The 23435-nt window shown below is 50.7% G+C and carries 15 protein-coding genes and 1 pseudogene; 11 read left to right on the top strand and 5 right to left on the bottom strand.

The annotated features are described in order from the left end of the window. Positions 1–416: 416 nt before the first annotated feature. Positions 417–1913 (bottom strand): annotated as a pseudogene (locus MEALZ_RS20450) (ISNCY family transposase). 782 nt (positions 1914–2695) lie between these two features. Between MEALZ_RS20450 and kfrB the strand changes: the two are divergent. Both kfrB and MEALZ_RS20440 read left to right on the top strand, forming a co-directional pair. After that, positions 2696–3043: an IncP plasmid survival protein KfrB gene (gene kfrB, locus MEALZ_RS20445; RefSeq protein ID WP_014133169.1), complete on the top strand. Its 348-nt coding sequence runs from the start codon at positions 2696–2698 to the stop codon at positions 3041–3043. Between the two features lie 191 nt (positions 3044–3234). Beyond that, positions 3235–3792, top strand: a complete 558-nt coding sequence (locus tag MEALZ_RS20440) for an IncP plasmid survival protein KfrC family protein (RefSeq protein ID WP_408607060.1) — start codon at positions 3235–3237, stop codon at positions 3790–3792. A gap of 36 nt (positions 3793–3828) precedes the next feature. Here the strand turns inward: MEALZ_RS20440 and MEALZ_RS20435 are convergent, their stop codons facing one another. Genes MEALZ_RS20435 through MEALZ_RS20425 form a run of 3 tightly spaced genes read right to left on the bottom strand, consistent with a single transcriptional unit; the run spans position 3829 to position 5380 of the window. Next, a complete protein-coding gene (locus tag MEALZ_RS20435) occupies positions 3829–4269 on the bottom strand; it encodes a protein traM (RefSeq protein ID WP_014133167.1) in 441 nt (146 codons plus the stop codon). After that, complete coding sequence (locus tag MEALZ_RS20430; protein WP_014133166.1) at positions 4269–4994, bottom strand: nucleotide-binding protein; 726 nt, start codon at positions 4992–4994, stop codon at positions 4269–4271. Before MEALZ_RS20430 ends, MEALZ_RS20435 begins: the two co-directional genes overlap by 1 nt. Then, on the bottom strand, positions 4994–5380 hold the full coding sequence (locus MEALZ_RS20425) for a TraK family protein (protein ID WP_014133165.1): 387 nt from the start codon (positions 5378–5380) through the stop codon (positions 4994–4996). Before MEALZ_RS20425 ends, MEALZ_RS20430 begins: the two co-directional genes overlap by 1 nt. A gap of 331 nt (positions 5381–5711) precedes the next feature. On the opposite strand from MEALZ_RS20425, the gene traJ reads away from it, so the two are divergent. The 9 genes from traJ to MEALZ_RS20385 all read left to right on the top strand — a co-directional run bounded on the left by traJ (position 5712) and on the right by MEALZ_RS20385 (position 22341). Next, on the top strand, positions 5712–6080 hold the full coding sequence (gene traJ, locus MEALZ_RS20420; protein WP_014133163.1) for a conjugal transfer transcriptional regulator TraJ: 369 nt from the start codon (positions 5712–5714) through the stop codon (positions 6078–6080). A 34-nt stretch (positions 6081–6114) separates the two neighbouring features. Then, entirely contained in the window at positions 6115–8316 is a 2202-nt protein-coding gene (gene traI, locus MEALZ_RS20415; RefSeq protein WP_014133162.1) for a TraI/MobA(P) family conjugative relaxase, read from the top strand. Positions 8317–8320: 4 nt separating this feature from the next. Further along, entirely contained in the window at positions 8321–10222 is a 1902-nt protein-coding gene (locus tag MEALZ_RS20410; RefSeq protein ID WP_014133161.1) for a type IV secretory system conjugative DNA transfer family protein, read from the top strand. Then, positions 10219–10752, top strand: coding sequence for a conjugative transfer signal peptidase TraF (gene traF, locus MEALZ_RS20405; protein WP_014133160.1), 534 nt, complete (start codon positions 10219–10221; stop codon positions 10750–10752). The genes MEALZ_RS20410 and traF overlap by 4 nt, the downstream gene beginning before the upstream one ends. Positions 10753–10761: 9 nt before the next feature. Next, positions 10762–12831, top strand: a complete 2070-nt coding sequence (locus MEALZ_RS20400) for a DNA topoisomerase III (RefSeq protein ID WP_014133159.1) — start codon at positions 10762–10764, stop codon at positions 12829–12831. Between the two features lie 7 nt (positions 12832–12838). Next, positions 12839–13057 (top strand): hypothetical protein, encoded by a 219-nt coding sequence (locus MEALZ_RS20395; RefSeq protein ID WP_014133158.1) that lies wholly within the window; start codon positions 12839–12841, stop codon positions 13055–13057. Between the two features lie 2 nt (positions 13058–13059). Further along, positions 13060–13461, top strand: a complete 402-nt coding sequence (locus MEALZ_RS23580; protein WP_014133157.1) for a hypothetical protein — start codon at positions 13060–13062, stop codon at positions 13459–13461. An 18-nt stretch (positions 13462–13479) separates the two neighbouring features. Beyond that, complete coding sequence (locus MEALZ_RS20390) at positions 13480–21123, top strand: strawberry notch-like NTP hydrolase domain-containing protein (protein ID WP_014133156.1); 7644 nt, start codon at positions 13480–13482, stop codon at positions 21121–21123. Positions 21124–21342: 219 nt separating this feature from the next. Beyond that, on the top strand, positions 21343–22341 hold the full coding sequence (locus tag MEALZ_RS20385; RefSeq protein WP_014133155.1) for an AcrVA2 family anti-CRISPR protein: 999 nt from the start codon (positions 21343–21345) through the stop codon (positions 22339–22341). A gap of 548 nt (positions 22342–22889) precedes the next feature. Here the strand turns inward: MEALZ_RS20385 and MEALZ_RS20375 are convergent. Continuing rightward, the gene (locus MEALZ_RS20375) at positions 22890–23432 is read right to left on the bottom strand and encodes a hypothetical protein (RefSeq protein ID WP_048481421.1); all 543 of its coding nucleotides are present in this window, start codon (positions 23430–23432) and stop codon (positions 22890–22892) included. Positions 23433–23435 lie beyond the last annotated feature (3 nt).

Raw genomic sequence — 23435 nt, 5'->3', positions numbered from 1 at the left:
TTGAGGCTGGGGGATAACGTGGGGGGGATTTTAATATTCGGCAAATAACTGCGGGTTTGGGCTGGCTTTTACACCTTATTTAGGATTAGTGTTATCGTTCTGGCTAAGCTGGTCTAATCTTGGTTAAAACAGCCCTTAGGAGCATGGGAAAGTTGGGATTTAAGGGCGGGTATAGATTGTCTTCATTTATTACAAGAGTTTCTGTTCGGTAGGGTACTTAGTGTCTGAACGGAAAAGCCGTTTTTTCAAAATTTCCGCATCAAAGTGGGCGATTTATTTTTCAACAAATTTACCAGGCACATCAAAAACCATTTATTTTCGGAATGCCGGTCACTTAATAAGAACTATTCTCAATAACCTCAAATTATCGGCGCACCTATACTGTGGATAACTTTCCAGGCTTGCAAAAAACAGTGTCAGGCGGCTAGCTTTTGTTTTTCAAGTAGCAGTCGTTGCCGTTCCGCGTCGCGTTTAATAGTGCCCAGTTTTTGAATATTCCGTGATAGCACGGCTAACGCCACATAACGTTCGAAAGCGTCAATACCGTGATCAGGGCATTTATCCAGGCCATGGACTTCCAAGGCATTAATGGCCGATTCAACGGCGGAATGTTGCCGTTTAGCGTGCTTAAATTCCGGTGCGTACTCGCGTTCCTGATCGGCTTTGGATAACTTGCCTTTTTTGGGTAAAACAACGTGCTCAAGATGGCTTTTCAGTTCTTTTTGATTGTCCGGGCTATGGAAGCCCTGGTCAAAACTGCAGGCATTAAAACTCGGAAATTGCGCTTTAGTCGCTTTAACCATGGCCACGGCGACTTTGTCATCGGTGGTTTTTTGCATCACTTGGCTGTGCAAGATAAAGCCCTGAGTGTCTTCCATGATGCAGACCCGCAGGCCCAATTCAACCGGAACACCGGCTTTGCCTTTACTGATCCATTCGGTATGCGGTTGAAACAAGGAAAAGACTTTTTCGGCATGAGGAATGGTTTCGTCTAAAATAGCGCGGCGTCTAATCTGATCAATTTGGCGCTCGGCATGCTGACTAAAGGTGTGTAGGTCAGCGAGATGTATTTCGGGGATTTTATAGTCGTTTTTCAAAACCTCGATACTGGTTTGAGCGCGGTCAAGATAGACCCCGGCCAGATCAATGTAGTCCTGGTAGGCTTGCTGGATCTCCCGTTCTTTAGCGGCTTTTTTGTCTTCATTTTTAGAGGTCGAATGCTTGAGCTTCTGCAGCTTGCGATACTGGCGTTTGAATTGACGCCGGTTACTTTCATGATTCCGCCAGCCGGGCAAGACATGCTGCGCATGCCATTTAGAACAGACCTGGATCAACATGCGGATGGCGTCATACAACAAGTTGGTATCGGTGGGAAAATGCACATCCGTCTTTAAGACAAACGAATCGCAACGTCCGCGAATCATGGCATGAACATCAAGATCCAGTAAGCGATAACCGGCTCGAATGACTTCGACATTGATACGCGCCATGACCTTGGGTGTTAACAGTTAAAGATTGTCTTTCAAGGTTTGCAAGCAATAACGTTGGTCAGCATCGAAACAGCCATGACCCAACATTTCACGCAGGGTTCTATGCTGATTGGCCAGCTCCAGAATACGATCGTAGTCCGCGTTCAAGCCTAAACGTAAGGCGCCTAATACCAAAATCGACCATTGATCCATACCCGGACGCCCTTTAGTGATAGAGACGACCTTCGCTACCTCGTTGTCCACTTTGGTCGGCACGACTTCCTCCAGGATTTTAAACACTGCCGCTCTTAATGGCAGGGTCGTGTAAATGTGCTGAAGACCCAGCAAGATGACCGGAATATCATCGCGGGAAGAGACATCGATTTGGATGTCGGCAATACCGATTTGGCCGATGCTCATTTGGGACGGAAATACGTTTCTCATAGGGCTTTTTTTAACGAAGTTTTGACAGTTTGACGCGCTGATTCAGGGCCAGATTACGCTAATCTTATTTCTTGAAAAATAATTCTATTAATTATCAGCAAGTTACTAATATTAAGCAGATATCAAGCCATAATGGATTTGGCGAATCTTCAACGAGCAATTATATCATAACTTATTGTTTTTTATATGATAAAAGATTATCGTTCAGGCACTATATAGATAAAATGACAGGCTGGTATCGACTCACTTGCTATCACTGATTCATATACCGAGGTGGATCACATTTGACCGTAGTGACGCAGTGATATTATCAATTTGCTCGCCGAATACCGGACAGTCAAATGGGTCACAGGTTGCCTTAACTATTGAAATTGGATAACGACCCCGACCGGCGGCTTTTGGCCGATTGCGATCTGTCGTAAAAATACTCGGAAATGCAGAATGATGGCATGGCATTGACGCCATACATTTTGCGGGCGTTGAGTCCGTGTCAACAGCACCCCAGTCGATTCTGTATTTACGAATTACGGGACAGTGAAGTAGGGCTTGATCTGGCGAATCATGAATAGATGACTCTATAAAACACGCGTCACATGAGTTTATCCACTAATACCTATTCTCGAATTCTTACGGTCATCCAAATAGTTTAAGCTGGCTATTGGTGTAGTTATTGCTCTTCATCTACAATTGCATGCCTATCCGGCACAACAAAAAGCCAGTATCTAAATATTGGCTTTTTGTTGTGCCGGATGAATCAATTAGTTATCTGAAACAGGATAGGCATGAAACAGCGTCTTTTAGTAATGAATGGCCAACGGATACTGCAAGGCGAAAGTGATGGGGCATGGACGAGTCAGAAGGTAGACAAAGCAGGCACTCTGAAGCCTGGGATATACAATATTTACACGGCGGAGCCGGTGGATAAGTCGCAGCGGTATGACGGCGTCATCGTTTATGCGGACAAAAATAGTGTGTATCAGCAAATAGGTAAAAAATTTGTCATGCATGCTCGGCAAGATTTCGATATAGTCCCTTCTCACGGGAGTGTAAAAAGCATTAGTTACAACGATTATGGTAAAGCAGTCATATCGTCAGAGACCGCTAAACTGAGTCGAGGGCGCTCCCGGTAAATTTTAGCCGCTAAAATTTGGAGATGTCTTTGAACAAGTCAGTTGGTGAACGCGGCCCTCGGAGCAATTTCCCCAGGGTTATTCGAAACGGTGATTTAGGAACTTTAACCGACGATACAGTGGGTCGGGTCGAGCGATTGGAAGAGGGCGGAACTCAAGCGCCGCCGGGATCTACGAGAAAGGCGACAGGGATAAGATTTGCCGGGAACAGTTTGGTCGGCGATGTGTTGTTAGAGCGCACTCAGGGCTTGGAGCAAGAACAACAAGCTCTATTGGAGGGCGCTCCCCTTGAGCAAACGTATCAAGAAGCATTGGCGCTGTACGCTCAAGCTAAACACGCCCAGGTTGAACAGATCGAGGATCGGATTGAAAACTTGATCGATCGTCAGCAAGCGCGTCTACAACACACGCAGGCCAATACGCCCGGTTTGTTGTCCATGCCTAGCGCGAAACGGGCATGGCAGGCCCGGCAAACACAACAGCAAGCACGTCTGCGCAATCTGCATAATCGTCTTGAGACAGTGCGCGAAATCAAGGAAGGGATGGGGATTCATGCCCCAAAAATTGAAGAACTGGCCACCCGTAAGATGCGGGCGGAGAATCCGGAACTTGCGTCTGATTGGGATGCTATGCGCGAGGCGGCACGGCGTCATCAAGCGCTCATGCGCAAGCAGGAGAGGGAGCGCAAACAAACCCATGAGCAGCGGCAAGGCCGCTCTCAATCCTTAGGACTGTCAAAGCCCCTATAAACGATAGCCCGGTCCTCCGGGTTATGTAGGTTGTCTTTACATCGAGGCGGCCCAAAGGACCAGTCCAGCCGCTATGATCGTCATGCCGGCGGCGACCAGGTTCATGAGGGCCACGCGCTTTGCTTCGTGGATCGGCGCCGCGAACTGTGCGGATGCCGCTTTAATCTCGCGGCGAATCAATTCCGCCGCCGACTTGGCGCCTTCCTGCATCGTCTGGGTCATAGTCTCGCGGCTGGCCGTCAAGGCTGCGTTGAGCGTCCTTTCCGCCTTATTTTTTGCATCATCGCTCCATCGGTGCGCAATTGCTTCAAGCTCTTCCTTGAAGTGGTCTAGGATCTCTTGCTGGGCGGCTGCGCTGTCCTGCATCAATCGCTCATTGATGGTTTGAAGGATCAGGATTGGATCGTCGCGGCCCACAGCGATGCCGTGTTTAACTGCAATTTCCTTGATGGTTTCCTCGATTTTGTCAGTCGCCATTACAGCACCGCCGCGTTCTCAAGATGCCCAAAAATCTGGGTGCGCACGATCTTGAGCCGCTGTCGGGTCATGATGGTTAGCGATTGCATGGCTAGGGCTTCGTCGAAGGTCAGCCGGGCTTGCAGCATTTCCGAGAAATCCCGTCCGTAGGTTTCTTCCTTGAGCGTCGGAATCTGGATAATGGCCGATACACGATTTTTGTTGTCTTTGTAGGCCTTCATTTGTTCAAAGCCCTTGCCTTCGTGCTCGATAGGTCCCCAATAAGGATTAAGCCAGACGACAAACACACATTCATCCGGAAACTGGCCGGCCAATTGAGCAAATCCGCTTACCGTGTCCTGAAGGGCCTGGCCGCCGGTGATGACGGTATGAACAACCATCTCATGACCCATGTCCTTGAGCAGTGCCGGCACTTGGTTGCTGATGAGGTAATGCGAGAGCGGGACGAACGAGCTGGCCCCATTGTCGATAATGACATCGCTTTGGGTCGGCGCTATCAGTTCAACCAGGGCATCGAAGTTGCGGGTGTTGATTTCATCGCCATCCATGATGTTCAGACGACGCGCTTTTAATGCCTTGTATCCTTCAAACGTCGCATTGACAGGATCGGTATCAATGCATAGAGGCGCTTGCCCCTTGCTTGCCTTGTATTGAGCAATTGCGGCCGCGATCATCGACTTGCCGACCCCCCCTTTGCCTTGCAAAACCATATGAATTTTAGTCATTAAAATAAATCCTCTTTGTTGAGTTTTGGATTGAATACGAAGCCAGCCTGAGAAGAAGGCGGTGTCGTTGTTTTTTGTGTCTTGCTTGTTTTTGATTTCGTAGCGTTATTGGCAGTGGCTGTTGTTTCGGTTTCGGTTTCGGTTGAACGGGCTGCCTGCGGTCGGCGTATCAAGCGGTTTACATGGTTTAAGAATGTGTCGTAACCAAATTCGATCCGTTGGGTATCGACCATGTTGGCCCATATCGTTTTAACTGCGTAACCCGCATCTAATGCTGCTTGCACATCGTTTTTAACCGCCAAGAATGCCACTAAGTTCTTGTCTCGTTTTGTTGATTGCCGTTTTTTGACCCATTCGCCAAGTTGTTCGGGATAGCTGTTAGCCATATCGATTTTTCATCCATCGTTTTCCTATTAATTGTCAACTTTGTGTCAGTTCAATCCGGTTGTGTTCGATTATACGTCAATTATACTCAATATTCTCTATATCGAAATTAAATTAGGATATTTTCCAGTCTTTATGTATGATAAATCGAAACTGCAGGGGGCTCCTATTCTTGGCGTAACCGTCCGTTAGGACAGGGCAGGATGTGTGAAGTAGGCCCACCCGCAAGCGGGATGTTCCTGCTTCACTGACCTTATTCGCGCTACGCACTCAACGGACATCCTGCTCTGCGAGGCTGGCCGGCTACCGCCGGCTTTAGATTGAGAGGAAACCATGGAACATAAAAAGAAAACACGGAAAAGCACGCCACCCATCAAGGTGTATTGCCTTCCGGAAGAGCGGGAGTTGATTGAAGGCAATGCTAGAGCGGCAGGGATGAGTCTGTCTTCTTTTTTGATGACGGTAGGACAGGGTTATAAAATCACAGGCATTGTCGATTACGAACAAGTGCGCGAATTGGCACGTATCAACGGTGATCTCGGCCGTTTGGGCGGCTTACTCAAACTCTGGTTGACCGATGACGTGCGTACCGCTCATTTTAGCGATGCCACTATTCGAGCCCTTCTGAACCGGATTGAGGCGACGCAAAATGAAATGGGGCGGGTCATGAAGTCCATCGTTCAACCCAGAGCTGAGTCATGATTTTTTTAGCGGCTAAAATTTTAAGGATCGTGTCTTGATTGCCAAGCATGTCCCCATGCGCTCGCTGGGTAAAAGTAACTTTGCAGGCTTAGCGGATTACATCACCGATGCGCAAGAAAAAACCGAGAGATTGGGTGCGGTTCAGGTCACCAATTGCGAGGCCGGTACGGTTCAAGCCGCAATTGCCGAGGCACTGGCAACCCAGCATCTCAACACGCGGGCCAAGGGCGATAAAACCTACCATCTACTGGTCAGCTTTAGAACCGGCGAGAAGCCCGGTGTCGATACCTTAAGGGCCATTGAAGAGCGCATTTGTATGGGGCTTGGTTATGGCGAACACCAGCGAATCAGCGCAGTGCATTACGACACGGATAATCTGCATATTCATATTGCCATCAATAAGATTCATCCGACACGCCACACCATGCACGAACCGTATTATCCGCATAAAACGTTGGCCGAATTATGCACAATTCTTGAGCGAGATTACCGGCTTGAGCCCGACAATCATATTCCGCGCAAGAGCGGTTCCGAAAATAGAGCCGCCGACATGGAACGCCATGCAGGCGTTGAAAGCCTGTTGGGTTGGATTAAGCGGGAATGTCTGGACGAGATCCGAAGCGCCGCGACGTGGACGGACTTGCATCGGGTAATGCACGAAAACGGTCTGGAATTGCGAGAGCGTGGCAATGGCTTTGTCATTGAGGCGGGCGACGGTACGAGGGTTAAGGCCAGCACCTTATCGCGCGAGTTGTCAAAATCGAAACTCGAGGATCGTTTGGGACCATTCGAGGCATCACCTCAGCGACAAACCCAGGCCAAGCGACACTATCAAAAAAGCCCGATTCGTCTACGGGTTGATACGGTTGAGTTGTACGCCAAGTATAAGGCTGAGCAGCAAACGTCGACGGCGGCGCGTGCCGCCGAGTTGGACAAGGCGCGAAAACGTAAGGAGAGGCGGATAGAAGCCGCCAAGCAGTCGAGTCGGCTGCGTCGAACAGCTATCAAAACATTGACCGAAGGGCGGTTGGTTAAGAAGTTGCTGTATGCGCAAGCCAGTCAAGCGCTTCGTAACGAAATACAGTCGATCAATAAGCAGTACCGGCGGGAGCGGCAAGGTTTCTATGATGCGTTCCGGAGACGGACATGGGCCGACTGGCTCAAGCAGGAGGCGATGCAGGGCAGTGCCGAGGCATTGACCGCCTTGCGTGCCCGTGAGGCCTCGCAGGGGCTCAAAGGTAATACTGTTAAAGGCGATGGACAGGCCAGACCGGGTTCCGGCCAAGCGCCTACCCTGGACAACATCACCAAAAAAGGCACGATCATTTTCCGAGCCGGCAGGTCGGCCGTCCGGGATGATGGCGATCGCCTGCAAATATCCCGAGAAGCTTCCCATGAAGGATTGCAACAAGCCTTGACGTTGGCAATGGAACGCTACGGGAGTCGTATCACCGTCAACGGCGCCGCCGAGTTCAAGGCGCAGATCATCCGAGCCGCCGTCGATTCGCGTTTACCCATCACCTTTGCCGATCCGATCTTGGAAAGCCGGCGGCAAGCGCTTTTAATCAAGGAGCACAGTCATGACAAACGAACAGCACAACATCGAGTCCGAGCTGGACGCGGCATTGGCCGCTCTGAATCAGGAGTCGCTGCCGACCGGCACGCTACCCGATCAGAACTTTATGGCCGAGCAGGCGGCGGTCGAGGAACAGGGGGAAATGTTAGCGCCGGCGTCAGCCGGAAGCCCGACATTGGGGGCATTGGACGAGTCCCGCCGCCCCAAAGCCGGCACCGTTTGCGAGGGTTGTCCCAACTCGGTGTGGTTCGCATCGCCGGCGGAAGTGAAGTGCTATTGCCGCGTGATGTTTCTGGTCACCTGGAGCAGCAAGGAGCCAAACCAGATAACGCATTGCGACGGGGAGTTTCTGGGGCAGGCGTGAGTCCTGAACAAATCACTGCCGCTAAAAAATATATTGACGAAAGAGAGCAAAAGAGGCTTAAAATAAACGATATACCGAAGCATAACTTATATAATGGACAAAAAGGAGCCTTTGCTTATGCAGGAGTCAGAACTGTCGAGGGTCAGGCTTTGGCATTATTGAAACAGGGCGATGACGTTATGGTTATGCCGATCGATCAAGCGACGACCAGGCGATTGAAGCGCGTCGGGATAGGCGATTTCATCACGATTACCCCGATAGGATCGATTAAAACAACATCAGGCAGGAGTCGATGACTACATGAGTACAAAACACCATAATGCAGTGGGTCCCCAGGTACGGCGAAAAAAGCAAGGCAATAAACTGTTGCCGGCTTTAGGGGTGCTTTCGCTGGGCGGCGGTCTACAGGCGGCCACGCAGTATTTCGCCGCCGCATTCAACTATCAAGAGAGTTTGGGCGTTCACATCAATCATGTATATTCGCCCTGGTCGATTTTGCAATGGGGGACGGCATGGTACAGCCAGTATCCGAATGAATTCATGCAAGCCGGTAGTGTGGGTATATTGGTTTCAACGACGGGTCTGCTGAGCGTAGCCGTTGCGAAAGTTATCGCTTCGAATTCATCGAAGGCAACTGAGCACCTGCACGGTTCGGCTCGATGGGCCGGGGAGCAGGATATTCAGGCGGCGGGTCTATTGCCACGGCCGCGCACTTTTCTTGAAGCGGTGACCGGTAAAGAATCGCCATCCTCTACCGGGGTGTATGTCGGCGGATGGGAAGATAATCAGGGTAAATTTTACTACTTGCGCCATAACGGGCCGGAACACGTTCTGACCTATGCGCCGACCCGTTCAGGCAAGGGTGTTGGACTTGTGGTGCCGACCCTGCTTTCCTGGCCGGCCAGCGCGGTTATCACCGACTTGAAAGGCGAGCTGTGGGCATTAACAGCGGGCTGGAGAAAGCGGCACGCCAAAAACAAGGTTCTAAACTTTGCGCCGGCATCGGTCAGCGGCGGCGTATGCTGGAATCCATTAGATGAAATCCGCACCGGAACGGAATACGAGGTGGGCGACGTACAGAACCTTGCCGCCCTCATTGTCGATCCGGACGGCAAGGGTCTCGAATCGCATTGGCAGAAGACCGCTTTTGCGCTGCTGGTTGGCGTCATCCTGCATGCACTCTACAAGGCAAAACAGGAAGGCACGCAGGCCACGTTGCCATCGGTCGACGCCATGCTAGCCGATCCTAATCGTGACATTGCCGAGCTCTGGATGGAAATGGTGACCTACGGCCATTACCAGAACGGCGAGAACCATCCGGCCATTGGATCGGCCGCCCGCGACATGATGGACCGCCCCGAAGAAGAAGCCGGGTCCGTCCTTTCCACGGCCAAATCCTACTTGGCCCTGTATCGAGATCCCGTCGTAGCCAAGAATGTCAGTCAGTCAGAGTTTCGCATCAAAGACTTAATGAATCACGATGACCCTGTGAGTTTGTACATCGTGACTCAGCCGAACGATAAGTCCCGTCTGAAGCCGCTGGTGCGCGTAATGGTCAACATGATCGTTCGTCTGCTGGCCGACAAGATGGAATTCGAGAACGGTCGCCCGGTGGCGCACTACAAGCATCGTTTGCTCTTGATGCTGGATGAGTTTCCAAGTCTTGGCAAGCTGGAAATCCTGCAAGAGTCTTTGGCTTTCGTAGCCGGTTACGGAATCAAGTGTTATCTGATCTGTCAGGACATTAACCAGCTCAAGAGCCGTGAAACAGGATACGGTCACGATGAACAGATTACCTCGAATTGCCACGTTCAGAACGCTTATCCACCCAATCGCATTGAGACGGCCGAGCATCTTTCGCGCTTAACCGGGCAAACCACGGTGATTAAAGAGCAGATCACCACCAGCGGACGCCGAACGGCCGCCATGATGGGGCAAGTCTCACGCACCATTCAGGAAGTGCAGAGGCCATTATTGACGGCCGATGAATGCCTACGTATGCCGGGGCCGCGTAAGAATGCGGCGGGTGAGATTGAAGAAGCGGGGGATATGGTCATTTATGTAGCCGGATATCCCGCCATCTATGGAAAACAACCGCTCTATTTTAAGGACTCGATTTTTCAAGCGCGGGCTTCGATCCCGGCTCCGCTGTTGAGCGACAAGCTTATTCAGGTACACGACGAAGTGGAGATTACGATATGAAGCGCTTGAAACGCTTTACGGATCGTGTTGCGAGAGCAGGTATTGCCGCTCTGGTCGTTAGTGGATGCGCCTATGCTGCCGGAGTACGCATTAACACGACGAAAAGCATTCCGGTTGGCTTGTATTTGACCAGCAATGCTCAAGTCGCGAAAGGCGCCTATGTGCTGTTTTGTCCGCCGGAAAATGAAGTGTTCACAATGGCGAAGGAAAGAGGGTATATCGGGGCCGGGTTTTGCCCGGGTGGATATGGTTACCTGATGAAACGCATTTTAGCGGCTAAAAACGACATCGTCGTGATTGATGAAGCGGGCGTACGGGTCAATGGCGAGCTTCTTCCTTTCAGTGTACCCCGCAAGGTTGATAGTGCCGGGCGGGCATTGCCGCATTTCCATGTAGAACACTATAGATTAGGCGACGACGAATTACTTCTCATGTCCGATGTTAGCGGCACGTCCTTTGATGGCCGCTACTTCGGGCCTGTCGATCGTTCACAAATTAAGACCGTGATACGGCCGGTAATGACATTGTAAGGAGCGGGTATGAATCTATTTATTGCAGAAAAGCCTTCTGTGGCAAAAGCCATTGCGGGGGAATTGGGGATGACAGGCAAAGGCGATGGCTTTATCCAGTGTGGGAGCGACAAAGTAACCTGGTGCTTTGGACACCTGCTCGAACAGGCCGAACCGGATGATTACACACCGAGTGATGTACCACGCGGCCACAATGGCAAGAAAGTCTGGCGAGTTGATGAACTGCCTATTATTCCGACGACCTGGATACTCATGCCCAAGGAGGATGCAAAGAAACAATTGACCGCGATCGGTAAGCTACTCAAAGAGGCCGACGTCATTGTAAACGCCGGCGATCCCGACCGTGAAGGACAATTGCTGGTAGATGAGGTCCTTGAACACTTCAACAATACCAAGCCTGTACGTCGTTTCTGGGTGTCTGCGCAAGACTCTGTTTCAGTCCAACGTGGCTTGGCCGCCTTGAAGGATAACACCCATTTTGCCGGCTGGGCCGATGCCGCCAAGGCACGGCAGCGTGCCGACTGGCTCATAGGTATGAACCTTAGCCGCGCATACACGTTACGGGCGCAACGTGGCGGTTCTCGAGCGCTGCTGACCGTTGGCCGAGTACAGACGCCCACCTTGGCCCTAGTTGTTGCGCGGGATAGAGAAATCGAAGGATTCAAGCCGGTCCCGTACCATACTATCCGAGCCGAGATTCAGCATGCGGGAGGTTCCTTTTTCGCCGCGTGGAAGGCTAAAGAAGATCAAGCCGGCCTTGATTCCGAAGGCCGACTTGTCGATACCGCTATTGCCAACGCGCTTGTCGAGAAGATAGCCGGCAAGCCCGTCATCATTGCCGAGTATAAGGAGGAAGCCAAGACACAAAGCCAGCCGCTGGCTTTTGCGCTGTCCGACATAACGCTATTAGCCTCCCATAAATTCGGCTATAGCGCTGAAGAGGTTCTGAAAGCCTGCCAGGCGCTTTATGAAACTCACAAATTGACTTCCTACCCGCGTACCGATTGCGCCTATCTGCCGGAATCTCAACACGCCGATGCAGCCGGTATTTTGGCGGCGATCAAATACGTCAATCCCGAGCTGGGCGGGATCGTGGACGGTGCCGATCCACGCATCAAGTCAAAAACCTGGAACGACTCGAAGATCACCGCGCACCACGGGATCATTCCGACGCTGCACAAGGGAGGAAAGTCCGGCCTTAGTGACCAAGAGCGCACTATCTATGAGCTGATTGTTAGGGCTTACCTCGCTCAGTTCTATCCGTTGCACGAGTACAGGCAAACAACCGTGAGTGCGGAAGTCGAGAGCGAAACCTTCACCGCGAACGGGAAGGTCATCACGCGCAACGGCTGGCGAGAGGTGTTTCAAGAAGCTGACGAGGACGACAAACACGATTCGGAAGAAGGCAACAGGCAACGCTTGCCGGCCATGAAACAAGGCGACGATGTGACCTGCGGACAGGCCGCCAGACGGGATGCCAAGACGAAGCCGCCGGCCAGGTTTACCGAAGGCACGCTAACCCGTGCCATGGAGAACATACATAAATTTGTATCGGACCCGGATCATAAGAAGGTGTTACGTGATGGCGATGGCATCGGTACATCGGCCACCCGAGCATCCATACTTTCGGAGTTAAAACGCCGAGAGTTCCTAGAACTCAAGGGCAAACATATTATTAGCACGACATTGGGTCGCAGCGTCATCGATGCTTTGCCGGAAGTCGTGAAAAGTCCGGTTTTGACTGCCTTGTATGAACGAATGTTGAAAGGTATCGAGCAAGGCAATACCGAGATGGGCGCATTTATAGCCAGGCAAGAGGATTTTATCCGCGAACAAGTGGCGAAGGCGAACGCGGGAGCCGTGCGCATTGCCGGCGGTAAAGAGGGGACTCCGGTATCTTCGCTGCACAAGTGCATGGCGTGCGGTAGCGGCCTTTCGCGTCGGCCCAGCAAAAAGCCAGGGCATTTTTGGTGGGGATGCAGCAACTTCCCTACCTGCAAGCAAACCTATCCCGAGCTAAAAGGACGACCCGACTATAGCAAGGGCCGCGACAACAATCAGACAGTCATTAAGGGGTAATACCATCATGAATAATGAAACTAATAGCCGTTCAAACACCGAAATCGAGATAGCGGTCAAGCCGACTGACGCACTGATTGAAAAGCTGAGCGACGCAGAATCGGCGCCAGGCTTTGCCGTGGAGTTTGATCCGGATGAGGCCGAGAAAGCCGGCGCATTTGAAGAGGATGCTATCGGTGAATCAGACGCGTTAGACAGTAGCGCGGACTTATTCTCGGGTAGTTAAATATGGCGAAGAAATCGAATCCGGATCAATGGGATTTATTTAACGACTGGCTGGTCGTGGCTGATGCGCCGATATCGCCGATTGTTCATTCAAAAGAAGAGGCGGACCCATCACCGATATCGATAGATCGGTCTCGCTATGTTCTCGCGTTACGACTCGCTGAAAAGCTCGATAAGGACGGTGAAATCACGACAAAATTCTTAACTGATGAGGCCAATCGCGCTTTCGGCGGAACGATGGCCGAAGGGGTATATTCAACGAAAGACGCCTATGATGCGATGGAAACGGCATTCAACATCCATCTAGGCAACACCGAGAAAGCCGATTGGACTGAACAGGATGCCACATGGGCAACCCGCAAAACTAAAGAACTCACCAGCCGAATCCAGAAGCTGCCCACGTAGACGCGGCGGGATGAGGAAATGGAAGAGTTTCAGCAATTCAGCACACCGCCTGCTTTGTCGTTTGTTGCCAATTGGGTGGCGAACGTCAAGCCCTATGATGTGATGGGCGAACCCTCCGCAGGGACTGGAGATTTAGCGATCTGGTCAAAGATTGCCGGGGCCGAAATAGTTTTAAATGAGTTATCGCCACGCCGGCAGGCGTTACTTTCCTCACTGTTTCCAAAGGCGAGACTGTTCAAGGAAAACGCGGAGCAGCTGGACAACGTATTACCACCCGACATCAAACCTACCGTCATTGTTATGAATCCGCCGTTTTCTTCGACCGCTGGCCGAGTGCGGGGGCAACGCGACACATCGAACGGCGCTAGACACATCGAACAGGCCTTAAAACGGTTACAAGACGGCGGCCGGCTGGTGGCTGTGGTCGGCAATGGAATGGCCGCTGATCGACCGGCATTCGCCAACTGGTGGAAGGAGATAGAGAAAAAGTACACCGTGCGTGCGAATGTCGGCATAGCCGGCAAGGAGTATGCGAAGTACGGTACGACGTTCGATAACCAACTCTTGGTTATCGATAAAACCGAACCGACGACTCAGCCCGTCTTAACGGGTAGCGTCGATTCGGTCGCCGATTTACCCACATTATTAGAAGGCATTAGAAATGATCGTCAGCACCTACAACGAGGCTTCAATCAACCAGCAATCGATGAAGATACTCCAACAGTACCGGATAGCTTACAACCCAGCGACGGAGCTCGCGGCATTAGTTCTGATACGGGAAGCTCTCGAGCGGAATCTATTGGACACGGGGGAGGTTCAGGAGCCTCTGCTACTGATAGCCAAGCTGGAGGCGAATCCGCAGTTAGCGATGTCGTTAATGACGGAATCGGAGCCGGGAGTGGCATTTCAAATGGAACTGGCGGAAACGCTGGAGGAAGCGGCGGCGCAGATATTGGAGGAAATAGTGGCATCAGCGAAAGCAACCCTGTCGGCGCCGTTGCAATAGAGGTTAAGAGCGGAGAAGTCAGCGAGTTCACCGATTCCGTATTCGCATCTTACAGCCCGCAGCGCCTTACTATTCCAGGGGCAAAACCACACCCCGGAAAGCTGGTGCAGTCAGCGGCAATGTCGGCCGTTCAGCCGCTCACGCCGACTTATGCACCGGTTCTGCCCGTGAATGTAATACAAGATGGCCTGCTGTCTATTGCGCAACTTGAGTCTATTGTTTACGCAGGACAAGCACATTCCGAATTGTTGCCGAACGGATCACGGAAGGGTTTTTTCATTGGCGACGGCACCGGCGTCGGCAAAGGCCGGGAAATATCCGGCATTATTCTCGATAACCTGATGCAGGGTCGAAGCAAGGCCGTCTGGGTTTCGTTCAACGAGGGATTGATTGAGGATGCGAGACGGGATTTCGCAGGCGTAGGCGGCGATCCCAGCAAGATTTTCTTTCAGGGCAAAACCAAGGCCGGTAATGAAATCACTCAAAAATACGGCATTCTGTTTACCACGTATTCAACACTTCGCGGGGGCGAGAAAAAACTAGCCAATGACTTAGGGCAGAAGGGCGGCAAGACCCGAGCTCAACAGATCATTGACTGGCTGGGCAAAGATTTTGATGGCGTGATTGCATTTGATGAAGCGCATAGCATGGGTAACGCTATTGCCGTCAAGGGCAAACGCGGCGTTAAAAAGCCTTCGCAACAAGCGATTGCCGGTATCAATCTGCAAAAAGCGCTGCCCAATGCGCGGGTTACCTATGTGTCGGCTACCGGCGCTACGGAAATTAGCAACCTGAGCTATGCGGATCGGCTGGGTCTGTGGGGCGAAGGCACGCCATTCGCCGACACGACTGCGTTTATCGATAATGTGTCTAAAGGCGGTATTGCTTCAATGGAACTGATTAGCCGTGATATGAAGGCGATGGGCATGTATCTCGCCCGTTCGCTGTCGTATGACGGCGTGAGCTATGAACGGCTGGAGCATACGCTTTCAGATTTGCAGGAAGACATCTACAACGAACTCGCCGGCGCTTGGCAAGTGGTTTTAGACAATGTGGATCAGGCATTGGAAATCACCCAAGCCGGTAAGAGCGGCGCAGGGAAGAGTGCGGCAATGTCGCAATTCTGGGGCGCTCATCAGCGTTTTTTCAATCAAATCATCACCGCGATGCAAACGCCTCGTGTGATTGACGATATTCGCGAACAGCTGGATGCCGGCCATGTTGCCGTCATTCAGTTGGTCAACACAAACGAGGCGTCCCAAGAACGGATCATTGCCGATGCGGCGGCCAATGACGCAGCCCTTGAAGACTTGGATTTTACGCCAAGACAGATGTTGATGGACTACGTGCGCAACGGTTTTCCGGTCGCGGCCTACGAAGAGTCTCAAGATAGTAACGGTAATACTGTTTATATCCCTGTCCGTGATGCAGAAGGTAATCAGGTCTTTGATCGCGAAGCGATTGCCTTGCGTGACGCTTTACTGGAAACGCTGCATCAAATCCGGGTGCCTGAGAATCCGCTCGATTCCATCATCAACGCTTTTGGTTCTGACACGGTAGCCGAAGTCACCGGCCGTAGCCGTAGGTTTGTCCAGGTTCGTGATGAAGAAGGCAATCTAAGAGTTGTTGAAGAGAAGCGTGGTAAGAACGCGTCCAGGGCCGATGCCGAAGCCTTCCAAAACAACAAAAAAGATATTTTGGTGTTTTCCGGAGCGGGTGGCACAGGGTATTCATTCCATGCCGACAATACCGCGGAAAATCAGCGTAAACGGATTCACTACATTTTGCAGCCGGGTTGGCGGGCCGATTCAGCGGTACAAGGCTTCGGTCGAACCCATAGGACTAACCAGGCGCAAGAACCGCATTATGTGTTGCCCACGACCAACCTGAAGGCGCAAAAGCGTTTCGTATCATCCATTGCCCGCAGACTAGATCAGTTAGGCGCACTAACTCGCGGCCAACGTGAAGCGACCGGTCAAGGCATGTTTACGGCATCCGATAATCTTGAAAGCGAATATGCCTCGACTGCGCTGAAGAATTTCTTTAGTGATCTTTATCGCGGTCAAACCGGCCTGTCATTTCATGAGGTCACCAAGCAGATGGGGTTAAATCTGCTCGATGAGAATCTATCGTTGAGTGAAAGCAAGATCCCGGCAATACCGCAGTTTTTGAATCGGTTGTTGTCGCTGAAAACGGACATGCAGAACGCTGTTTTTGGCGAGTTTGAGGATAGGCTCATAGAGGCCGTGGAATACGCCAAGCAGCGGGGTTTGTATGATGTTGGATTGCAGACCATGACCGCTCTGAGCATAGTCAAGACGCGCGATGATGTTGCTTATGAAGATAAAAATACCGGAGCACAGACCCGCTATGTCGAGTTGGCTGTTACCAACGAGATTCAATATAACGCATGGGAAGATGCCAAAAAGTTAGTGCGCGAAAATCCAAGGGATAACGACATCAGCGGATGGTTTGTCGCTGAGTTCGGAAAAAACAAAGGAGATGTCTTTTTTCTTTCCGATATAGGCGAAAGACTCAATTCAGAAGGCAAGACGGTACACCGCGGCGTCGTGCATACGATCAGAAAAAACGATCATCGATACATCGATAATGCCGATGCGATTAGTCGCGGCTATGACTATAGGTCCGTTGTCACTAATGGCGTGGGTAGTTATCAGAAAGTGACGCTGACCAGGGCGATCGATGAGAAGGAAGCCGAAAGGCTTTGGAATGAACAACTGGCCAATGCGCCGAAAACTGAAACCAAAACAGAGCGGATGATAGTCGGCGTGATCCTGCCTATTTGGGATCGTGTCGAGGGATCGGAAACCATCAAGCGGTTGCAAACCGATGACGGCGAGCAGCTGCTAGGCCGCATGTTGGGGCCAAAGGCTGCCAAGCAAACGCTCAAGAATTTGGGGCTGGATTCCGGCTTATCCACTATGTCGGCCAGCGATTTGTTTAATTCAATCAAGAACGGCAACAAGGCCATTCTTTCAAACGGCTGGGAAATCGCAACCGCCAAGGTCAATCGCGAGGATCGGATCGAGATCAAAGGGCGAGGCTATCTAACCGATGCCGAAAAACGTCTTCTGAAAGAGCAGGGCGCATTTGTCGAGCGTATCAGTTGGGTGGATCGGGTATTTATTCCAACGGGTAGCGACGGAGTTGGAGTGTTTGAACGGATCACCGCATCGAAACCTGTTGTTGATTTGATCAAGAAAAGCCGGAACAAGGAAAACGATGAAGTTGAGCAAGAACATGGCATTCCCAAAGTAATCAACGAATCGGCCATTCACCCGGTGAATAGTGAGCCGGCCGTCATAGCGAAAGATGTCAGTAATACCGCAGATGTACATAGCCAAAGTGGGGGCATTTCCATGAATCAGAAGAAACCGTTTCACGAAACCGTTGCCGAGAATTTAATCAAGCAACTCGAAGCCGGGACAGCGCCATGGCAACGACCGTGGGAGGCCGGAGCGTCAGGATCTTTCTTGCCGTATAACCCGACTACCGGGAATCGCTACAAGGGGATCAATGCGCTGCACCTGATGGCTCAGGATCGCGTCGATCAGCGTTGGCTGACCTATAACCAAGCGGCGGCCGAAGGAGCGCAAGTTCGGAAAGGCGAGAAGGGCACGGGTATTCAGTATTGGAAGTTCACCGAAGAACAGACCAAGAAAGATGAGTATGGCAAACCCGTTTTAGACGCCGAAGGAAAGCCCGTTAAAGTGATTGTTAAGCTTGAACGTCCTCGGGTGTTTTTTGCGACCGTATTCAACGGTGAGCAAATCGATGGATTACCGGAGCTTGAGAAAAAAGAACAAACATGGGATCCGATTGAGCGGGCGGAGAATATATTGAACACATCCGGTGCCAATATTCAGCATAACGGTGGTGAAAGAGCATTTTACCGATCATTGACCGATAGCATTCACTTACCGGATAAGGGGCTGTTTTCAAGCGCAGATCGCTATTACTCGACGGCATTACACGAGTTGGGCCACTGGACTGGTCACTCATCACGCCTGGACCGAGACCTGGCACATCCTTTCGGCAGCGAGGGGTACGCCAAGGAAGAACTTCGGGCGGAAATTTCCAGCATGATTTTGGGTGATGAGCTTGGGATTGGACATGATCCAGGTCAACATGCGGCTTATGTTGGATCGTGGATCAAGGCGCTTAAGGAAGATCCATTAGAGATATTCCGAGCGGCCGCTGATGCCGAAAAGATACAAGGCTATATTCTTGGTCTTGAACAACAGCACATCCAGGAGCAGGAGAAAGCGCAGACACACACTGCAACACTTGCCGATCTTACCACGAAGGAATACCAGCGCATGCAAGCTGCGGAGGAAAACTATCATCAGGAGTTAGTCCGTGTGTACGGTGAACCCAGCGCAAATGAGGCCCGTTACCAATTAAGCCATGAGGATCCCATTGTTCAAGCCTCCAAAGAAGCGTTTCTTGCCGCATCTGAAGCATGGCACAACGCAATTAATGACGCACGGAAATCAATAGATGGAGGCAATATATCCCAAGCCAACGAGGATAAAGCGATGACAGAATACCAAGACGAGCTTGCACGATTGTTAAAACTTTCGACATTGACACCAAGGCTGTCGGCAGAGGCCCGCTCCGAATCATTCAGCAAACGGGAATGGTTGGATGAGATTGTGTCAATGGAACCCCCGGAAACGAATAGCAAAGAATTTATTCTCGCCAGCGATCAATTTACGTTTTGGAACGGTGATGGATGGCGTGGACTCGATGAAGCTAAACGTTACAACGATCCTACTACAGCATTCAAAGACGCCCTTTCTTTAGATGAAAGTGAGCGCGATTATCTGGAAGAGAGTGCGGTTATGCTTTATGAGCACGATCACAATGTAAAAACGTTCAATCTAACCGTAACAACCGCATTGATGAGCAACAAACCGGCTTTAAGAGATCGATGGATTAAGCACTTCGGTGAAGCCTGTCCGGAAGATGTTTTAGCGGCTAAAACCGAACGCAGCAATACCGAAAACATTACGCAGGGAGATACTGATTCAACGTCTGATTCCAGGACCTATATCAATGTTCCCTATCAGGAAAAGGATGACGCGAAAAAGCTTGGCGCTCGGTGGGACCGTCAAGAGCGATCTTGGTTTATTCCCCCTGGCGTTGATCCCGAACCATTTGCTAACTGGACAACACATAAAAGCAACGATTCGGTTGATCGACCCATTGATTACGAACCCGTAAGCCCGGTCAAAAATGATAAACGCGAGTATTTAGCAGTGCCGTATGGTGAACGTAACGCCGCCAAAGCCGCCGGTGCGTTATGGGATAAAGTTGCTAAATCGTGGTACGTTGGCCCTAATGCACAGAGGGATGAGTTGGAGCGCTGGAAGCCTGATAATGTCCCTAATCAACAAAGTCCGGCAATATCCCCCATGGAGGAATTCGCAGACGCCATGCGATCGATCGACTTTATTGTGGCCGACGGACACCCAATTATGGACGGCAAAAAACACCGAATCGAAGTGGGGGGCGATAAGACCGGAGAGAAATCCGGTTTCTATGTCGGTCACTTGGATGGTCATCCTGCCGGCTACATTAAGAACAACCGCACCGGCATTGATATGAAATGGAAATCAAAGGGATATTTGCTCGATCCACAGGAAAAAGCAAAATTGCAGGCCGAGGCTGCCGAAAAATTGGCAGCCAGGGCGGCTGAACAGGAACGCGTCCATGAGGCTACTGCGCAACGGGTAAGCCGTCAAACGGCTAATTTAGTGCCGGTATTCGAGCCAACCCCCTATCTACGTGATAAAGGCATTCAGGCACATGCCGGCACACTCACCGACGCCGGGGGCCAGAAAACGTACATTCCGGCCACTGACGTCGATGGCAAGCAATGGACGATGCAGTATATTCAAGAAGATGGAACTAAGCGGTTCGCCAAAGATAGCCGTAAAGAAGGTTGTTTCCATGTGATTGGCGGAATTGAATCCCTGGATCAAGCACCGGCCTTGGTCATTTCCGAGGGTTACGCGACGGCCGCCACTAATGCCGAGGCATTGGGTTTCGCCACTGTAGCCGCATTTGATTCCGGAAATCTTCCGGTTGTGGCCAAGGCGTTGCACGAAAAGTTTCCGGATAAACCTGTCATCATCGCCGGCGACGACGATAGGAACCGGCTTCTCACGGATAGTATTAATCCAGGTCGCAGTAAAGCCGAAGAGGCGGCCAAGGCTGTTAATGGCACCGCGATATTTCCAATTTTTGCGCCGGGTGAAAATGTTTATCCACCTAATCTCGAATCGTTTACTCCCCAGCAGTATAGAGAGCATGATCGTGCAATGCGCCGTCTCGAAGCCGCGCAGAAGGAGCCGGAAACGGTAAAACTTTCGAATCAGGAAGTGATTAAACTGCAAAATGCTTTGCTCAGTTCTGAACAAATTGATGCCCTTGATAAAATGAAGGCACATACAGATTTTAATGATCTTGCCACACGGAGCCAATTAGGGCGAAACGGATTGGAACGCCAGGTGAGGGCGGCACTTAGCCAGGCCCTTCAGGACAATGTACAACGCGAAAAGCAGGAGCAAACGAAGGAACAAAAACGTGCACAGGAACAGCGACCTAAGCGGACGGCCTGTATTGGTTAGTTGTAGTCGCCGATCAAAATCCGCCCAAAGATACCGGAGTTAAATGCCGAAGAAAGGCCGAGTAATTTACTCAACAAAAAAGGAGGGCGTAAGGAACGGAAAATAAATCAAAATAAACGAACGACGAACTTTTATCGATTGATCAATCGCCGCAAGGACGCGACAAATTAGTTTGTTTTATGCTTAAATGGCTTGTTTGACAAGCCTTTTAGGCCTTTTATGCTACGCCCCCTTGAGCACTTGAACGCCATTGCTAAACATTATCCCGATGCCTGGAAGCAGGTCGAGATTTTCCGGCAAGACCGGGGCAAGGATTTACCCGATTGGCCGAACTGGTGCTTTATGCCGATGGCCGCTTGGTACTCAATTATCAGCGCGCAACATCAAACCGGCCGCTTGCGCTTGCCGTTGAATCTCGTTGCCGACGTGGCGAACCTTGCCGCGCTGGGTTCCTGGCGATATAGCCAAGGCGTTTACCGATTCGATCCAGACACGTTTGCCGCATTGGCCGACACGACGGTTAAAGGCGAGATCCCAAGCGATGTCTTGCTGCGCCTGCCTGAATGGTGCGTCTATATTGAAATGCCGGAAGATTATCGGTGGTTTGAAACACGCCTCTACGGTTTCTGGGTGCATCTGGAACAGGACACGAACACGCACCGAAACGAGCTGCGTTTTCTGCTCGATACCGAATCCGAACTACAACCGCATATTCTGCATATCGGGCCATGGACGATTACCGAAGCGGTTGACCGGTGGTTGAGTGAAGCGAAACGGCAGGGCGAACAAGCAAACATTGTGATTCCTGAATTCTCTGAAATTGGCGTTTCGATTGAAAATATCGTCAAATCGATCAATCCGTTAGTGAGCCTGGTTCTGTACCTGTGCAGCGAAGAGCCGGAAATTGTCGACCCGAAGGTACCCGATGAGAAACCGCATTATCCGCGGCCGAAAAAGGTCAAAGGCGGTTGGCGGTTATTCCCGCCCGACAAGCCGAAAATCTGGTCGATCGGAGAAAAGACCGGCACCCAGTTGCGGCATGTGAACGAAACGGAACCGTCCGGCCGCGTTGTCAAACCGCATTTGCGCCGGGCGCATTGGCACGGCTTTTGGCGGGGTCCAAAGACAGGAGAACGCCAGTTTCGTTATAAATGGCTTTCGCCTATCATAGTCGGCCATAACGACAACAACGACGATCAAAATCGAATCCAACCATGAAAAATCTTCTCCAATTTGGAGCTGTATGCCGGAACCTCAGAAAATTTTGTCACACTGAATAAACCTATTTTGCATATTCCAGCAACTGGTTTCGATACCACCCAGGCCATCGATTCCGATACGAATCCACCAGTAGTGAATGTCGGCTGTTGAGAGTGGTGAATTGTGGCAATCGGCCATAAACGGCCGTTGAGGATGTCGGCGAAATTTTCGATACCTAAGTTGAGCAAATGACAGCTTTTCGGCAAGCAACCTTGAGTAGTCTTTGACTCGACCCGGCCATTCTGCGACATTCAAAGATTTTAGCGTATGGCTGCAGTAAAACCGAAAGCAGTCGTATAACGCTTCACATCAGCCGGCCAATAAGTGCGTATTGCTTTTAATCCATACGCTTAATTTATTTCTGCTGTTTTTGAGGTTCTGGCTGTTTTGGTGGTTTTACTTTTGGCATCGGCGTAGCAGTGTTTGTTACCGGTAAAGACCGACCAGAATCTTTCGCTATTATTCGTGACTCTGATTGTTGTCTTTTCTCATTGCCAGACATTTTGTTATCCAAAGTGATAATTATTTCGTAGAAAGAGGTCAGCCTTTGTCTCGGCAGATTTTAAAATCTTATTTTTTCTAGGCAAAATTACTCCTTTCAATATTCGCTTCTCTGCATTGAACGCTTTGTTACGTAGTTCAATTTGTAAGTCATGAATCTCTCTTTCTGTCAGTTCCCCTTCAGCAACATCAAACCATTTTTTTTCGCACTCAAGAGCGATTTCTTGGATTTTGTCGTTCAACTCGCTGATAACACCCAAGCGCTGTTTATAAGGTAGAAAAGGTTTTATTGCGCTGATAATCTGGGCCAATGCGATGATACATGCCCATACAATTTGCTGATCTTTCCAAATCGCCCAAGCAGCGATGCTGCTGCTAGATGCTAACGCCAGAAAAATATTAGTAGCTTTGTCCCACCATTCGGAATGTGTGGCGTAATCATGCAAATACATCACATGGGTGCGTAATTCTTTTAGGGTGTTCCAGTATCTATATTGATAGGAGTTGTCGTTCATTTCACTTGTTGAGCGGGGCTTAACAAAGGTCATTCT

It is taken from the genome of Methylotuvimicrobium alcaliphilum 20Z, from assembly GCF_000968535.2.
Taxonomy (GTDB): domain Bacteria; phylum Pseudomonadota; class Gammaproteobacteria; order Methylococcales; family Methylomonadaceae; genus Methylotuvimicrobium; species Methylotuvimicrobium alcaliphilum.
The sequence above is the reverse complement of the archived record's forward strand: the minus strand, read 5'-3'. Positions and strand labels throughout refer to the sequence as shown.

What these genes read in the sequence shown, in the direction of transcription:
- kfrB (WP_014133169.1), top strand. Translation starts at nt 2,696, where the DNA reads ATGAAACAGCGTCTTTTAGTAATGAATGGCCAACGGATACTGCAAGGC.
- MEALZ_RS20435 (WP_014133167.1), bottom strand. Translation starts at nt 4,269, where the DNA reads ATGGCGACTGACAAAATCGAGGAAACCATCAAGGAAATTGCAGTTAAA.
- MEALZ_RS20430 (WP_014133166.1), bottom strand. Translation starts at nt 4,994, where the DNA reads ATGACTAAAATTCATATGGTTTTGCAAGGCAAAGGGGGGGTCGGCAAG.
- MEALZ_RS20425 (WP_014133165.1), bottom strand. Translation starts at nt 5,380, where the DNA reads ATGGCTAACAGCTATCCCGAACAACTTGGCGAATGGGTCAAAAAACGG.
- traJ (WP_014133163.1), top strand. Translation starts at nt 5,712, where the DNA reads ATGGAACATAAAAAGAAAACACGGAAAAGCACGCCACCCATCAAGGTG.
- MEALZ_RS20410 (WP_014133161.1), top strand. Translation starts at nt 8,321, where the DNA reads ATGAGTACAAAACACCATAATGCAGTGGGTCCCCAGGTACGGCGAAAA.
- traF (WP_014133160.1), top strand. Translation starts at nt 10,219, where the DNA reads ATGAAGCGCTTGAAACGCTTTACGGATCGTGTTGCGAGAGCAGGTATT.
- MEALZ_RS20400 (WP_014133159.1), top strand. Translation starts at nt 10,762, where the DNA reads ATGAATCTATTTATTGCAGAAAAGCCTTCTGTGGCAAAAGCCATTGCG.
- MEALZ_RS20395 (WP_014133158.1), top strand. Translation starts at nt 12,839, where the DNA reads ATGAATAATGAAACTAATAGCCGTTCAAACACCGAAATCGAGATAGCG.
- MEALZ_RS23580 (WP_014133157.1), top strand. Translation starts at nt 13,060, where the DNA reads ATGGCGAAGAAATCGAATCCGGATCAATGGGATTTATTTAACGACTGG.
- MEALZ_RS20390 (WP_014133156.1), top strand. Translation starts at nt 13,480, where the DNA reads ATGGAAGAGTTTCAGCAATTCAGCACACCGCCTGCTTTGTCGTTTGTT.
- MEALZ_RS20385 (WP_014133155.1), top strand. Translation starts at nt 21,343, where the DNA reads ATGCTACGCCCCCTTGAGCACTTGAACGCCATTGCTAAACATTATCCC.
- MEALZ_RS20375 (WP_048481421.1), bottom strand. Translation starts at nt 23,432, where the DNA reads ATGACCTTTGTTAAGCCCCGCTCAACAAGTGAAATGAACGACAACTCC.